This is a genomic window from Micromonospora sp. NPDC048887, from assembly GCF_040649715.1.
Taxonomy (GTDB): domain Bacteria; phylum Actinomycetota; class Actinomycetes; order Mycobacteriales; family Micromonosporaceae; genus Micromonospora.
This window is the reverse complement of sequence record NZ_JBEZGA010000004.1, coordinates 373534-388661: the sequence shown is the minus strand read 5'-3', so window position 1 is coordinate 388661 and position 15128 is coordinate 373534. Positions and strand designations below refer to the sequence as shown.

Sequence of the window (15128 nt, the reverse complement as noted above, 5' to 3'; positions counted from 1 at the left end):
CGGCTGAGGGTGCTCAGCGGCCGGCAGGGGCCTCCCCCGTTCCGCGCGCTGTCTCCCATCCGGACTGTCTGGGGGCGGACGAGCCGCACCCCAACCGTCGGCCCCGGATTCTCACCAGGTCCACCGTCCGGCCGAAGCCGTCCGGGTCGCGGGCTTACCACGGTCGGACCGTGGATCACCGCCGGTTCGGAATTTCACCGAGCCCCGCCAGCGCGTGGTGGGTATACGGGAAGTCTTACACGTTCCACCGCGGCGCGCGCCACAGAGGCGAGCTACCTCACAGCAGGACCGCACGATCACGTAACGCCGCGGCGGCGGTCCACCGCCACGTACGAGCCGGGCTGGCTCTTGGCCACCGTCTTCATCTCCGAAGCCACCGCGATCGCCTCCAGCGGGTCGGTGAACCGCTTGCCGGAATCGGAGAGCGACACGCCGATGGAGAGCGTGACGAGCGCGGCGCGGCGGATGTTGCCCCGCCGGTCCTTCAGCTCCACGAAGCCGCGTTCCCGGTCGGTGGGGTCGTAGAGCGCGTCCGCGGCCTTCTCGAAGTCGACGACGGCCCGGCTGGTCAGCGGCCGGACCTGGCTGGGGGTGCAGACGATGACGAAGTCGTCGCCGCCGACGTGACCGAGGAACGCCGGCGGCACCCCGATCGACACCACCGCCCGGTGCAGGCTGCGGGCCAGGGCCGAGATGAACTCGTCGCCGCGCACGAAGCCGTACCGGTCGTTGACGCTCTTGAACCGGTCGATGTCGATGTAGCCGACGGCGTAGTCGGCGCCGTTGCGTACCCGGTCGCTGATCTCCCGCCGGATCCGGCTGTTGCCGGGCAGGCCGGTCAGCGGCGAGACCTCCCGGAACTCCTTGTTGCGCCGCAGCGTGGAGTTGACCCGGGCCACCAGCTCCAGCGTGTCGAACGGCTTGACCAGGTAGTCGTCGGCGCCGACGCTGAGCCCGTTGACCTTGTCCTGGGTCATCCCCTTGGCGGTGAGCATGATCACCGGCAGGGCCGAGGTCATCGGGTCGGCGCGCAGCCGCCGGGTCAGCTCCAGCCCGTCGACGCGCGGCATCATCAGGTCGACCACTGCGAGGTCGGGCCGCTGCCGCTCGATGATCTCCAGCGCCTCCTGGCCGTCGGCGGCGTGCAGCACCTCGAAGCCGTGCAGGCGCAGATTGAACTCGACGAAGCGGGCGATGTCCTCGTCGTCGTCGACGACGAGGATCACGTCGGGTCGCTCGCCGGCCGGGTCCATCTCAGGCCCCGGTCATCGCACGTTCCGCCAGGCCCCGCAGGCGGCGTACGGCCTCCGCGGGGTCGTCGGCGCCGTAGACGGCGGTGCCCGCGACGAACGCGTCGGCGCCGGCCTCGGCGGCCTGCTCGATGGTGTCCGCGGCGATGCCCCCGTCGACCTCGATGCGCAGCTCCAGGTGCCCGCTGTCGACGTGCCGGCGGGCCGCGCGCACCTTGTCCAGCAGGTGCGGCAGGAAACGCTGGCCGCCGAAGCCGGCCTTGATCGTCATGATCAGTAGCGTGTCGAAGCTCGGCAGCAGCTCCAGGTACGGCTCGATCGGGGTGTCCCGGTCGATCGCCAGCCCCGCCTTCGCCCCGGCCGAACGCAGGTCCTTGGCCAGCGCCACCGGGTCGTCGCACGCCTCGGCGTGGAACGTGACGTTGTACGCCCCGGCGTCGGCGTACCCGGGCGCCCAGCGGCGCGGGTCGGTGATCATCAGGTGCACGTCGAACGGGATCCCGGTGACGGCGCGCAGGCTCTGCACCACGGGCAGCCCGATGGTCAGGTTCGGCACGAAGTGGTTGTCCATGACGTCCACGTGCAGCCAGTCGGCGGCGGACTCCACGGCACGGACCTCGTCGGCGAGGCGGGCGAAATCGGCGGCCAGGATGCTGGGCGCGACGATCGGCGGCGGTACGGTCACCGGGCCAGTGTACGAACGCGATGATCCGGAGGTCGCGGCACGCCTCCCGGAACGACCATCGGTCACCCCGCCGTCACCCGCGGTGCACAATCCGGCCGTCCGGAGAGAAAGTCGGCACGAATAGTCGCCCGTGACTGGCCGATCGATTGAAAGATGACGAAACTCCTACAGGGACGGTCACGTATGCTGCACGCCCGGGCGCGGGGGACGCCGGTCGGGCCTGTGTCGACCGGCTGCCATCTCTCCCGGAAGGGGCGGACGATGCGACGGTGGCTCCTCGTGCTCGCGCTGGCCGGCGCCGCGACCGCGGTGCTCGCGGGCTGCGCTCAGACACACCGGGCCGACGGCGACCTGATCGACGACTGGGCGGCGCTGCCGGCGCCGCAACTGTTCGTCCCGGCGACCGAGGCGTGCCTGCCGCGGCTGAGCACAGTGGTCGCCGCCGCCACGTACGAGACGGTGAACTGCGCGGGCAGCCACCTGGCCGAGACCGTGCACGTCGGCCGCTTCTCCGGCGCGGCGGCGCGGGGCGTACGCCCGGAACCCGGCTCCCCGGCGCTGCGCACCGCGCGCGCCGAGTGCGACCAGCGGGCCCGGGAGATGATCGGCGGGGACTGGCGGGCCGCCCGGCTGACCCTGAACATCGCGCTGCCGACAGTCACCGCCTGGACGTCCGGCGCCCGCTGGTTCCGCTGCGACCTGGCCGAGACCGACAGCATCGACAACACCCGCCCGGTCAACCGGGTCGGCAGCCTGCGCGGCGCGCTCGTCGGCGACAACCCGCTGCTGCACAGGTGTTTCGACCCGAAACTGATCGGCCAGAACCTCAACTACATGGCCCCGGTGCTGTGCACCGAACCGCACCGGGCGGAGTTCGTCGGCGTGTACGAGGAACGCGACATGAGCTGGGCGGAGTTCACCCGGGGCGCGCCCGCCACGCACCGGCGCTGCATGACGCTCATCGCCGCGTTCGCCGAGGTGCCGGACAACGCCGAACTGCCCTACCGGGCCGGGTCCATCTTCTACCCGCCGTCGCAGCGGGAGTGGGAGGAGGGCGACCGGGGCGTGCGCTGTTTCCTGTGGAGCGACGACCGCAAGCTGAACCGCTCGGTGCGCGGCGCCGGACCCGAGGGACTCCCTGTCACCTGAACGGCTGCCGTATGCTGCACCGCCGAGGCGTACCGGGTGACCGGACGGCGCCGGACGCGCGGGGAGGTCGGTCGGGATGCGGCGATGGTGGGTGGCGGTCACCGTGGGCGCGGCGCTGACGCTGGCGCTCGGCGGCTGCGCGGCGCCGGCCGGGGTGGACCGCGACCTGGTCGACGACTGGCCCGCGTTCGCCGCGCCGGTCGGTTTCGTGCCGAAGTCCGGGGCCTGCCATCCCACGGTCGCCGACGTCGGCTACCTCAGCGGCTACCAGCCGGTCGACTGCGCCACCCCGCACCGCACCGAGACGCTGCACGTCGGCACGATGACCGGCGCGGAGGCGGAGCGTTCCGCGCCCCCGCGTACCGGTTCGGCGGGAATGCGTGCCGCGCACGCCGACTGCGCCCGCCAGGTCACCCGGGCCGTCGGCGGGGACTGGCGCGGCGGGCGGCTGCGCCTGGCCGTGGTCCTCCCCTCGGCGCTCGCGTGGTCCGGCGGCGCCCGCTGGTACCGCTGCGACGTCGCGGAGATCACCGATCTGGACGAGGGCGCCGTGTCGCAGCGCACCGGCAGCCTGCGGGGCGCGCTGAAGCCCGGCTCCAAGCTCGCGCTCGGCTGTTTCAACCCGAAGCTGAGCAAGAACGAGGTGCAGTCGATGCGGCCGGTGGCCTGCACGAGCAAGCACCACGCCGAGTTCGTCGGCGTCTACCAGGCGCCGGACATCAGCTACGCGGAGTTCGACCGCACGTCGCTGCGGACGCACAAGGCCTGCCGCGGCCTGATCGCCAAGTACGCCGGGCTGCCGAACGACGGCAACATGCAGTACCGGGCCGGCACCATCATCTACCACCCGTACGAGGAGCAGTGGCGCGACGGCGACCGGGGGGTGCAGTGCTTCCTGTGGGTCTCCGGGCGGGCGCTGACCCGCTCGGTCAAGGGCGCTGGCGCCAAGGCGCTGCCGATCAACTGAGGCCCGGGCGGGGCGGGCACGCTCGCCCACCCCGCCCGGTACCGCTCAGCCGACCTGCAGCGTCACGTCGTCAACGACGAAGCTGGTCTGCAACGAGGCGTCCTCGACCCCGGTCCACTTCAGCGTGACCGTCTGACCGGCGTACGCGGCCAGGTTGAAGGTGCGCTGGGTGTAGCCGGTGGCCTTGTTCAGGTTCGAGTACGTGGCCAGCGTGGTCGAACCGACCTGCACGGTCAGCTTGTCGTACGCGGTCGAGGTGGTTGTCTCGGCCGTGTCGATGTGCAGCCAGAACGAGAACGTGTAGCTGCTGCACCCGGCCGGCAGCGTGACCGACTGGGACAGCGACTCGGTACGCGAGGAGCCGTACCCGTTCATCCACGCCTTGTACGACCCGGTGCGGGCCGCCTGGCTGGAGCTGTTGGTGATCACGCCGGAGCTGGCCGTCCACGGCGCGGTGCCGGACTCGAAGCTGCTGTTGCCGATGAGCTGGCCCCCGGTGCAGCCGCCGCTGCCGCCGGTCACGGTGATCGTGTAGCTGGCGGTGCGGGTGGCCGAGCCGGTGCCGGTCACGGTGAGGGTGAACGTGCCGGTGGTGGCCGACGACGAGGCGGTGACGGTCATGGTGGCCGAGCCGCCCGAGGTGACCGAGGACGGGCTGAAGCTCACCGAGACGCCGCTCGGGGCGCCGCTGGCGGACAGCGCCACGGTCTGCGCGCTGCCGGCGGTGGTGGCGGTGCTGACAGTGGCGGTGGTGGAGCCGCCCCGGGCGACGCTGCCGGAGGTGGGGCTCACCGAGACGGAGAAGTCGTTCGTCGGCGTGCCGCCGCCGACCGCGAGCGCCCAGATCGTGTACGCCACGCCGTCCGCGGCCCGGTTGAGGATGGTCGTGTTGATGTTGCTGGTGTTGTCGCAGGAGCGGTGGTAGCACCCGTCGTACGCCGCGCCCGCGGTGCCGCCCCACTTGCTGGCCTGCGCCGAGGTCTTGGTGTAGCTGGCGCCGGCCGCGTAGCCGGAGGTCTGGATGCCGGCGTTGGCGAACGAGTAGTCGTCCGAGCGGCCCTGCCCCTCGGTGTTCTCCTCCGGCGAGATGCCGAACGAGTCCCAGTACGCCTTCAGCGGGGCGGCGGTGGCCGAGGTGATCCGGTTGATGAAGTAGCCGCCGTTCGGCGAGCCCACCATGTCGAAGTTGTAGTAGCCCTTGATGTAGCCGCGCTGGGTGGAGCTGAGCTGGTTGACGTAGTGCTTGGAGCCCTGCAGGCCCTGCTCCTCGCCGTTCCACCAGGCGAACCGGACCCGCTTGGTCATGGTCGGGTTCTGCGCGGCGAGCACCAGGGCGTTCTCCAGCAGCGTGGCCGAGCCGGAGCCGTTGTCGTTGATGCCGGGGCCGGCGGCGACGCCGTCCAGGTGGGCGCCGAACATGACGACCTGGTCGGACGGGCCCTGCGGCCACTCGGCGATCAGGTTGTTGCCCGGGTAGGTGCAGGTGGAGCAGTTCTGCTCGGTGACCGTGTAGCCGGCGGCCTGGAGCTTGCTCTTGACGTAGTTGACCGACGCCGTGTAGCCGGCCGAGCCGGCCCGCCGGTTGCCGCCGTTGCTGGTGGCGATGGAGTTGAACTGGGTGAGGTGGGCCTGGACGTTGCTCAGCGAGACGTCCGGCGCGGCGAGCGCGGCGACGGCCGGGGCGGGGGCGGCCGGGGCGGGCGCGGCGGAGGCGGTGCCGGCCAGGCTCGCCGTCGTCAGGGTGGCGACGAGGGCGAGCGCGAGGCTCGTGGTCGGCGTTCTGCGTCTCATGGAGACTCCTCGTGGGGGTTCGGCGGGCGGGGTGCCGGGACCGGTGGTCGAAACAGTTACATGCATCGATCACGCAGTCAACGGGCTGTCACATCCCACCGACCCCCTCTGCCCACCGGGATGCCGCACACGCTCCATCCCTCCCCATTTCTCCGCATGGTGATCAAGGAGTTCGTGTCCGGGCACGGCCCGGGAACACGAACTCCTTGATCGACTGCGAGAGGTGTGGGTCAGGCCCGGCGCAGGACCGCCAGGAACATGGCGTCGGTGCCGTGGCGGTGCGGCCACAGCTGCACCGTGGGGCCGTCACCCAGGCCCGGCATGCCGGCCGGCAGCAGCGGACGCGCGTCGACGAAGTCGACGGCGAAACCGCACCGCCGGGCCGCCTCGGTCACCGTCACGTGCGTCTCCACCACGTGCGGCGAACACGTCACGTACGCCACCACGCCGCCCGGCCGGACCGCCCGCAGCGCGGCGGTGAGCAGTTCGCGCTGCAACCGGGTCAGCGGCGGCAGGTCCGACGGCTGGCGGCGCCACCGCGACTCCGGGCGGCGGCGCAGCGCGCCCAGCCCGGTGCACGGCGCGTCCACGAGCACCCTGTCGAAGTGGGCCTCCGGCAGCTTCGGGTCGCCGCCCACCGTGCGTCCGTCGGTGTGCAGCACCGTCACCGGCAGCCCACGGGTCGCCTGCTCCACCAGTCGGGCCCGGTGCTCGGCCACCTCGACCGCGGTGAGCCGCGCGCCACGGATCGCGGCGAGCGCGCCGAGCAGGCCCGACTTGCCGCCCGGACCGGCACACAGGTCCAGCCAGCGGCCGTCCGGACCGTCCAGCGGGGCCGCCGCCAGCGCGTCCGCCACCAACTGGGAACCCTCGTCCTGGACGTGCGCGCGGCCGTCGGCCACCGCCGCCAGGTCACCCGGCGCGCCGCCGGGCAGATAGACCGCGTACGGCGAGAACGCGCCGGGGGCGCCGCCCACCTCGTCGGCGAGCGCCACCGGATCGGCCAGGCCCGGCCGGGCGCACAGGTGCACCGGCGGGCGCTCGTTGTCCTCGATGAGCAGCCGGGTCGTCTCACCCATGTCGCCGCCGAGCGCCTCGGCGAACGACCGCACGATCCACTGCGGATGGCTGTACGCCAGCGCGAGGTGCCCGATCGGGTCGGTCTCCGGCGCCGGGGCGAGCTTGGCCACCCAGGCGTCGGCGTCCCGGGTGGTGATCTCGCGGAGCACCGCGTTGGCGAACCCGGTGGCACCCGGCCCGACGGACCGGACCAGGTCCACAGTCGACGACACCGCCGCGTGCGGGGGCACCCGGGTGTGCAGGATCTGGTACGCCCCGAGCCGCAGCGCGTCGCGCACCGGCGGGTCGATGCGCTGCACGTCCCGCCCGGCCGCGTCGGTGACGATCGCGTCGAGGGTGCCGGTGTGCCGCAGCGTGCCGTAGGTCAGCTCGGTGGCGAACGCGGCGTCCCGGCCGGACAGGCCGGCCTCGCGCAGCATCGCCGGGAGCACCAGGTTGGCGTACGCGTCGTCGCGGTGCACCGCGGCGATCGCCTCGTAGGCGATCTGCCGGGGCAGGTCGACGGCCGGACGGACCGGGCGCCCGCCCCGCCGGTCCCCACCGAACCGGTCGCCGCCGCGCCGGTCGACGCCGGGCCGGTCCCCGCCCCGCCGGTCACCGCGCTCACGGTCACCGCCGAACCGGTCGCCGGCACGCCGGTCCGCGGCGGGCCGGTCGGAAGGCTGCCGGGCGCCGCGCTCACGGTCGCCGAACCGGTCGCCGCCAGGTCGCTCGGAGCCGGGCCGCTCGGAGCCGGGCCGGTCGGCGTACCCCCGGGAGCGCTCGTCCCCGGCGGGCCGGTCCGGACGCGACGGCCCCGTCACGCGAACACCTCGCCCGCGGTGACCCGGGCGCCCCGCGCCCAGTCGCCGGCGGGCATCGCCTTCTTGCCGGCGGCGCGCACCTCGCCGAGGCGCACCGGCGTGGTGGCGGTGCCGACGAGCACGCCGGACTTCTCCACGTGCAACTCCCCCGGCTTCAGCTCCGGGCCCTCGGGCAGCGGGGTGACCGGGCCGAGCTTGACCCGGTCGTCGCGGAACGTGGTCCACGGGCCGGGCGCGGGCGTGCAGGCGCGGATGCGCCGGTCGACAGCGAACGCGGGGTCGCCCCAGCGGACCCGGGCGTCCTCCACCGTCAGCTTCGGGGCGAGCGAGACGCCGTCGGCGGGCTGCGGCACGGCCCGGGCGGTGCCGGCGCCGATCGCGTCCAGCACGGCGACCAGCAGCCCGGCACCGGAGTGCGCGAGCCGTTCCAGCAGGTCGCCGGAGGTGTCGGCGGGGCGGATCTCGTCGGTGACGGTGCCGTAGACCGGGCCGGTGTCCAGCCCCTCCTCCAGCTCGAAGACGCTGGCCCCGGTCAGCTCGTCACCGTGCAGCACGGCGTGCTGCACGGGCGCGGCGCCGCGCCAGGCGGGCAGCAGCGAGAAGTGCAGGTTGATCCAGCCGTGCCGGGGGATCTCCAGCGCCACCGGCGGCACCAGCGCGCCGTAGGCGACCACCGGTACGCAGTCCGGCGCCAGCTCGCGCAGCCGGTCGAGGAACTCCGGCTCGCGCGGACGGGCCGGGGTGAGCACCTCGACGCCGTGCGCGTCGGCCCACGCGCCCACGGGCGAGCGGACCAGCCCACGGCCACGACCGGCCGGGGCGTCGGGGCGGGTGACCACGGCGAGCAGCTCGTGCCCGGAGGCGGCGATCGCGTCCAGGGCCGGTACGGCGACAGCCGGCGTGCCGGCGAAGACAAGGCGCATCCGGGTCACCGCCCCAGGCCGAACGGGTTGCCGGCGGCGTGCGGGCTGAGCTTGACCGTCGGCGGGGCGGCCTGGTCGTACCACTCGGCCTGGCGGATCGCCTTCATGGCCTCCTTGCGGCCGGCCGGGTCGAGCCGGTCGACGAAGAGGACGCCGTCGAGGTGGTCGGTCTCGTGCTGCACGCAGCGGGCCATCAGGCCGGTGCCGACGATCTGCAACGGATCGCCGTAGCCGTTGAAGCCCTTGGCGATCACGTTCTGCCGGCGCTTGGTGTCGAAGTAGAGCCCGGGGATGGACAGGCAGCCCTCCGGGCCGTCCTGCTCCTCTTCGTCGGGGAACTCCAGCACCGGGTTGACCAGGTGGCCGAGGACGTCGTCGACGTCGAAGGTGAACACCCGCAGGCCCACCCCGAGCTGCGGCGCGGCCAGGCCGGCACCGCTCTGCTCGCGCATCGTGTCGGTCAGGTCGGCGATCAGCTTGCGCAGCTCGGCGTCGAAGTCGACGACCGGGTCGGCCGGCGTGCGCAGCACCGGATCGCCGAACAGACGGATGGGCTGGACGGTCACTCGGCGTGGCTCCTTGTCTGGGTCGAACGATGCGCGTCCAGTCTACGGAGTCGGCCCGGCCGCCCCGGGTGGCGTACCGGCAACGGTGACCGGGGACGCCTCCCGGCCCACGCGCACCGGCATCGTGGCGTGGCCACGCAGGGTGAGCCGGACCCGCCGTTCGGGCCGGCCCGCGAGGGCCAGCTCCGGCAGCCGGCGCAGCAGCAGCGGGAACGCCACCTGCGCCTCCAGCCGGGCCAGCGCCGCGCCGAGGCAGTAGTGCGGCCCGGCGCCGAAGGACAGCGGCGCGCTCTGCGCCCGCCACGGGTCGAAGCGGGCCGGATCGGGATAGCGGCGGGGATCGCGGTTGGCCGCGCCGAGCAGCACGATGACCCAGCTCTCCGGCGGCAGGTCGACGTCGCCGTACCGGGACGGCGCGGTGCTCATCCGCGAGGTGAGCTGCACCGGCGAGTCGTAGCGCAGCAGCTCGTCGACGTAGGCGGGCGCGAGGTCGGACCGCTCGCGCAGGGCCGCCGCGGCGCGCGGATGCTCCAGCAGCGCCACCAGGCCGTTGCCGAGCAGGTTGGTGGTGGTCTCGAAGCCCGCCACCAGCAGCACGATCAGGTTGGCCAGCAGCTCGTCGCCGGAGAGCCGGTCACCGCCGTCGTGTGCCTGGACCAGCGCGGTGGTGAGGTCGTCGGCCGGCGCGCGGCGGCGGGCCGCCACCAGCTCGGTGAAGTAGGCGCGCAGCTCCGCCGCGCCCCGGTCGGCCACCGCCAGCTCGTCGGCGGTGATCTCCGGCTCGAGCACGCCGGTCAGGTCGGTGGCCCAGCGCCGGAACAGCGGCCGGTCCGCCGCCGGCACGCCGAGCAGCGCGCAGATCACCCCGACCGGCAGCGGGTACGCGAACGCGGTCATGAAGTCGACCGGCTCGTCGGCGGCGAGCATCGCGTCGACCAGTTCGTCGGCCTGTGCCCGCACCACGTCGCGCATGGCGGCGATCCGGCGCGGGGTGAACGCGCCCGCGGCCAGCCGCCGCATCCGGCTGTGGTCGGGCGGGTTGGTGCGCAGCATCGACCGGGAGATCGACATCACCGCTGGACTCTCCCGCCAGCCCGGCATGAACTGGTCGCGCAGCGCGTCGTCCATCACCCCGAACCGGGGGTCGCGCAGGATCGCGTCGGCCTCGGCGTAGCCGGTGACCACGTAGAAGACCGGCCCGGCCTGGACCACCGGGCCGTGCGCGCGCAGCCGCTCGTACGTCGGATAGGGGTCGATGCGACCCTCGGGGGACATCAGCAGCGCGAGCGCGTCGGTGGGATCCACGATTCCGCCTCCCCAGGCATCGGAGGCCTTCATCATGCTCCGGCCCGCCGGGCCGGGTGAACCCGTGCCGGCGAGGTGGCGGTGTCCCCGCGCGGTCAGGCGCCGGCGCCCGGCTCCCCGGCGAGCACCGGGCCGCCGCCGAGCAGCGCGTGCTCCGGCAGCGGCAGGGTGATGCCGTGGGCGTCCTCCCAGTCGTGGATCAGCCCCGGCCGGGCCTGCGCGGTGAAGTAGTCGACGGCGCTGATCCCGCCGACCACCGGCTCGTCCACCTCGGCGACCAGCCGGGCCGCGACCATCGGCAGGCCGGCGCGCACGGCCGCGCTGAGCCGCCGGTGCCCGTCGACGACGAAGAAGTACTCGCCGGTGTAGCCGATGCTCAGCGGCTCCGGCTCGTCGCCGCTGTCGGCCGCCTCGGCGGCGGCGTCGGCGTCCCAGAGGCCGCGCAGCGTCGACACGTCCTCGGTGGGGTACACCCGGTTCGGGTCGAGCAGCAGCAGCGGCCGGCCGGCACGCAGCACGTCCGCGCCGAGGCGGCCCTCGTAGACGTCGATGACGTGCGAGATGACCTGCTCCGGGTTGGCCCGGGTGGTGTCGCAGACCAGGTCGTAGTTGCGCAGGCGGGCCTTGTCGACGCCGTACCGGACGATGAACCGGCCGCGCTCGCTCTCGCTGCGCTCGCGCAGCTTGGTCCGCGCCTCCTCCAGCGAGGTGTAGCTCTCGGCCGGGCCGGACGGGCGGGCCAGCACCCGCCGGGCCGCCTCGCTCGGCTCGGTGATCATGTGCACCTTGAGCGCGTCGGTGAAGAAGTGCCAGGCCAGGCGGGAGTCCATGACCAGGGACTCGCCCGAGGCGGCGATGTCGCGCTGGAGCTGGTCGACGTAGCCGTCGACAGCCTGGTCCAGCTCGGCGTGCAGGTTGAGCTGGAGGGCGGTCATCTGCCGCTCCTGGGCCATCTGGCGGTAGAGGTCGCCGACGCTGACGCGGCGCAGCCCGAGCCGCTTGGCGATCTCGACCGAGACGGTGCTCTTGCCACTGCCGAGGTCACCGTTGAAGACGATCGACTGACGAACGGTCACGACTGGTCCACCCCTGCTCACCGGCTGACTGACGACATCGAGTGTCGGCCCGACGTGCTCTGGCACCCGCCGCGCCGCGTCCCGCGCGGGGAAACCGCGCGGCTGGGCATGACGGGCGATGCTATCACCGCCCGCTACTCGATTGCCGGACCAGGTGTGCGGCAAACCCCAGCTCACGACCGTGCGCGAGGGCGCGCGTGCGCACCGTCACGCCGCTCGCGTCCGTCTGTCAGAACAGGGTGAGCGGATCGACCTGGAGCCGCACCGGGTCAGGCGCCTTGCGGGCGCTGCGCTGCCCGGCGGCGGCGTGCAGCGCCTCGGCCAGCGCGACTGCCCGGGACCGGGGCACCCGTACCAGCATCCGCTCCCGGCCCTCGTCGGCCGGCACCGGGCCGAGCACCTCGGCGTCGCCCGGCAGCCGGGCGCCGGCGAGCAGGTCGGCCACCGCCCCGGCCGCGCCGGTGACGCTCGCCATCCGCACGGCGGGCGGGAAGCCCAGCTCCCGCCGCTCGGCCAGTTCCCGGGCGGCGAACCACGCGGAGTCCCAGCGCAGCAGCGCCTGCACCGGGGCCAGCGCGCCGTCGGCGACCACCACCACCCGGCCGCCCGCCGTACCGGGCCGGGCCAGCGCGGCGGCGGCCATCCACCGCCGCAACGCCTCCTCGCCGGCCCGCAGGTCGGCCCGGGTCAGCAGCGCCCACGAGTCGAGCAGCAGCACCGCGCCGTAGCCGCCCTCGGCGACCGGCTCGGCGCCCGGGGTGGCGATGACCAGCCCGGCACCGCCCGGCACGCTCGCCAGCACCTCCTCGCGCCCCGAGGTGCGCACCGGCACGCCGGGGAACGCCCGGCCCAGCTCCTCGGCGGTCCGCCGGGCGCCGGTCACCGAGGCGCGCAGCCGCCGCCCGCCGCACTCCGGGCAGGCGTACGCGGCGGCCACCCGGCCGCACCAGCGGCAGGCGGGTGTGCCCCGCGCCGAGGGCAGGGCGAGCGGCCCGGCGCAGTGCGGGCAGCGGGCCGGGGCGCGGCAGTCGGCGCAGGCCACCGACGGCACGTAGCCCCGGCGAGGCACCTGCACCAGCACCGGCAGGTCCGCGCGCAGCGCGTCCCGGGCGGTGCTCCAGGCCAGGCTCGGCAGCCGCGCCGAGGCCGCGCCGGGATCGCGGGCCAGTTGCGGGTCGTCGCCGGTGGGCGCCATGGCCGGGGTACGCGCGCGCACCACCGCCCGGTCGGCCGTCACCTCGCGCGCCCAGCCGGTCTCCACCAGCAACTGCGCCTCCGCGGTACGCGCGTAACCGCCGACCAGCGCGGCGGCCTCACCGAGCCGCGCCCGGGTGAGCAGCACGTCCCGGGCGTGCGGGTAGGGCGCGCGGGGCTCGGCGTGCAGGTCGTCGCCGTCGTCCCAGATCGCCACCAGGCCGAGCCGCCGCACCGGGGCGAACATCGCCGCCCGGGTGCCGATCACCACGTCGGCCTCGCCCGCGCGGGCGGCGAGGAAGGCCCGGTAGCGGCGGGCCGGGCCGTCGGCGGCGGTGAGGCGTACGTGCCGTCCCGCGCCGAGCACGGCGGTCAGGGCGGCGTCGAGGCGGTCCAGGTCGCGGGCGTCGGCCACCACGACCACCGCGCCCCGGCCGCCGGCCACAGTGGCGGCGACCGCGTCGGCGTACCGGTCGGCCCAGTCCTCCCCCGGCAACGCGGACCAGACCGCGCGGGCGGGCCGGCCGTCGGTGAGCGCGCGCAGCAGCGCCGTCCCGGCCGGGTAGTCCCGCCAGCCGCGCGGGTCCACCTCCGCCCGGGCGGACGCGGTGCTCTCGGCGGGCGCTTGACCGCCGTCGGGTGCGGGCCCGTCGGTGGACGGCGCGGCGGCGTCCGTGACTGCCTTCTCGGCGCGGGCGTGCCGGGGCGGCACCGCGAGCCGGAGCACGTCGGCCAGGCTGCCCGCGTACCTGTCGGCGACCGCGCGGGCCAGCCGGGCCACCTCCGGGGAGAGCACCGGCACCGGGGAGACGACCTTTTCCAGGTACGCGAGCTTCGGGTGCTCGGACGACTCGGCGCGCTCCAGCAGCCAGCCGTCGACGAGTTGCCCGGCGAACCGCACCTTCACCCGCACCCCGGCCCGGGCGTCGGCGTCGAGCGCCTCGGGCACCAGGTAGTCGAACGGGCGGTCGAGGTGCGGCAGCGGGACGTCCACGCAGACGCGCGCGACCGGCGACCCCGGTGCGGGTCGCCGGTCGCGGCGCGTGGTGGCGGTCAGGCTCCCGCGGCCGACTTGAGGTCGGCGGCCCGGTCGGTGCCCTCCCAGGTCAGCTCCGGCAGCTCCCGGCCGAAGTGGCCGTACGCGGCGGTCTGCTGGTAGATCGGGCGCAGCAGGTGCAGGTCCCGGATGATGGCGGCCGGACGCAGGTCGAACACCTCGGCCACGGCCTTCTCGATCGAGGCGACCGGCACGGTCTCGGTGCCGAACGTCTCGATGAACAGGCTCACCGGGTGCGCCTTGCCGATCGCGTACGCGACCTGCGCCTCGCACCGCTCGGCCAGCCCGGCGGCGACCACGTTCTTGGCCACCCAGCGCATCGCGTACGCGGCCGACCGGTCGACCTTCGACGGGTCCTTGCCGGAGAACGCGCCGCCGCCGTGCCGGGCGTATCCGCCGTACGTGTCCACGATGATCTTCCGGCCGGTCAGGCCGGCGTCGCCCATCGGGCCGCCGATCTCGAACCGCCCGGTCGGGTTCACCAGCAGCCGGTAGCCCTCGGTGTCCAGGCCGAGGCCCTCCAGCTCGGGGGCGATGACGTGGTCCCGGATGTCCGGGGTGAGCAGCGACTCCAGCGAGATGTCCGCCGCGTGCTGGCTGGACACGACCACGGTGTCGAGCCGGACCGGGCGCAGCCCGTCGTACTCGATCGTCACCTGGGTCTTGCCGTCCGGCCGCAGGTAGGGAACCGTACCGTCCTTGCGCACCGCGGCGAGCCGGCGGGACAGCCGGTGCGCCAGCGCGATCGGCAGCGGCATCAGCTCGGGCGTCTCCGAGCAGGCGAAGCCGAACATCATGCCCTGGTCGCCGGCGCCCTGCGCGTCCAGCGCGCTCTCCGACCCGCCGGTACGCAGCTCGAAGGCGTTGTCGACGCCCTGGGCGATGTCCGGCGACTGGGCGCCGATGGACACGCTGACGCCGCAGGACGCGCCGTCGAAGCCCTTCTTCGACGAGTCGTAGCCGATGCCGAGGATGGTCTCGCGGACGATGGTCGGGATGTCGGCGTACGCCTTCGTGGTCACCTCGCCCGCCACGTGCACCTGGCCCGTGGTGATCAACGTCTCCACCGCGACCCGGCTGTGCGGGTCCTGGGCGAGCAGGGCGTCGAGAATGCCGTCACTGATCTGGTCGGCGATCTTGTCCGGGTGGCCCTCCGTGACCGATTCGGACGTGAAGAGACGTGTCACGGCACTCCTAAGCATGTGAAGACTTCTAAAGGTCGCTCGGCGGCAGTTTAACCGTCCTCGTTACGCCGTGACCCTCTTAAAACGTGCTGACCAAC

12 protein-coding genes and 1 riboswitch are annotated in these 15128 nt (G+C 74.1%); of the genes, 2 read left to right on the top strand and 10 right to left on the bottom strand.

Annotation, left to right across the window (positions count from 1 at the left end; genetic code table 11):
* Positions 1-43 precede the first annotated feature (43 nt).
* Positions 44-216: riboswitch (FMN riboswitch) on the bottom strand.
* Between the two features lie 80 nt (positions 217-296).
* Positions 297-1253, bottom strand: a complete 957-nt coding sequence (locus AB0C17_RS09515; RefSeq protein ID WP_357386456.1) for a response regulator — start codon at positions 1251-1253, stop codon at positions 297-299.
* A gap of 1 nt (position 1254) precedes the next feature.
* Positions 1255-1935 (bottom strand): ribulose-phosphate 3-epimerase, encoded by a 681-nt coding sequence (gene rpe, locus AB0C17_RS09510; RefSeq protein WP_357386457.1) that lies wholly within the window; start codon positions 1933-1935, stop codon positions 1255-1257.
* 261 nt (positions 1936-2196) lie between these two features.
* Here rpe and AB0C17_RS09505 point away from each other — a divergent pair, with 261 nt between their 5' ends.
* Both AB0C17_RS09505 and AB0C17_RS09500 read left to right on the top strand, forming a co-directional pair.
* On the top strand, positions 2197-3084 hold the full coding sequence (locus tag AB0C17_RS09505; RefSeq protein WP_357386459.1) for a septum formation family protein: 888 nt from the start codon (positions 2197-2199) through the stop codon (positions 3082-3084).
* A 76-nt stretch (positions 3085-3160) separates the two neighbouring features.
* The gene (locus tag AB0C17_RS09500; RefSeq protein WP_357386461.1) at positions 3161-4051 is read left to right on the top strand and encodes a septum formation family protein; all 891 of its coding nucleotides are present in this window, start codon (positions 3161-3163) and stop codon (positions 4049-4051) included.
* A gap of 45 nt (positions 4052-4096) precedes the next feature.
* Here AB0C17_RS09500 and AB0C17_RS09495 read toward each other — a convergent pair whose 3' ends face one another.
* The 8 genes from AB0C17_RS09495 to metK form a co-directional block, all read right to left on the bottom strand.
* Positions 4097-5842, bottom strand: a complete 1746-nt coding sequence (locus AB0C17_RS09495; RefSeq protein ID WP_357386463.1) for a M28 family peptidase — start codon at positions 5840-5842, stop codon at positions 4097-4099.
* Between the two features lie 230 nt (positions 5843-6072).
* Positions 6073-7725, bottom strand: coding sequence for a transcription antitermination factor NusB (locus AB0C17_RS09490; protein ID WP_357477787.1), 1653 nt, complete (start codon positions 7723-7725; stop codon positions 6073-6075).
* Positions 7722-8648 carry a methionyl-tRNA formyltransferase gene (gene fmt / locus AB0C17_RS09485; protein ID WP_357386467.1) on the bottom strand — a complete coding sequence of 309 codons (927 nt, stop codon included), beginning with the start codon at positions 8646-8648 and terminating at the stop codon, positions 7722-7724. Before fmt ends, AB0C17_RS09490 begins: the two co-directional genes overlap by 4 nt.
* Positions 8649-8653: 5 nt before the next feature.
* Positions 8654-9214, bottom strand: coding sequence for a peptide deformylase (gene def / locus AB0C17_RS09480; protein WP_043324943.1), 561 nt, complete (start codon positions 9212-9214; stop codon positions 8654-8656).
* Between the two features lie 42 nt (positions 9215-9256).
* Positions 9257-10519: a cytochrome P450 gene (locus tag AB0C17_RS09475; protein ID WP_357477784.1), complete on the bottom strand. Its 1263-nt coding sequence runs from the start codon at positions 10517-10519 to the stop codon at positions 9257-9259.
* 95 nt (positions 10520-10614) lie between these two features.
* The gene (locus AB0C17_RS09470) at positions 10615-11595 is read right to left on the bottom strand and encodes an AAA family ATPase (protein WP_357477781.1); all 981 of its coding nucleotides are present in this window, start codon (positions 11593-11595) and stop codon (positions 10615-10617) included.
* Between the two features lie 229 nt (positions 11596-11824).
* A complete protein-coding gene (locus AB0C17_RS09465) occupies positions 11825-13783 on the bottom strand; it encodes a primosomal protein N' (RefSeq protein ID WP_357477778.1) in 1959 nt (652 codons plus the stop codon).
* A 59-nt stretch (positions 13784-13842) separates the two neighbouring features.
* Complete coding sequence (gene metK, locus AB0C17_RS09460) at positions 13843-15048, bottom strand: methionine adenosyltransferase (RefSeq protein ID WP_357477775.1); 1206 nt, start codon at positions 15046-15048, stop codon at positions 13843-13845.
* Positions 15049-15128 lie beyond the last annotated feature (80 nt).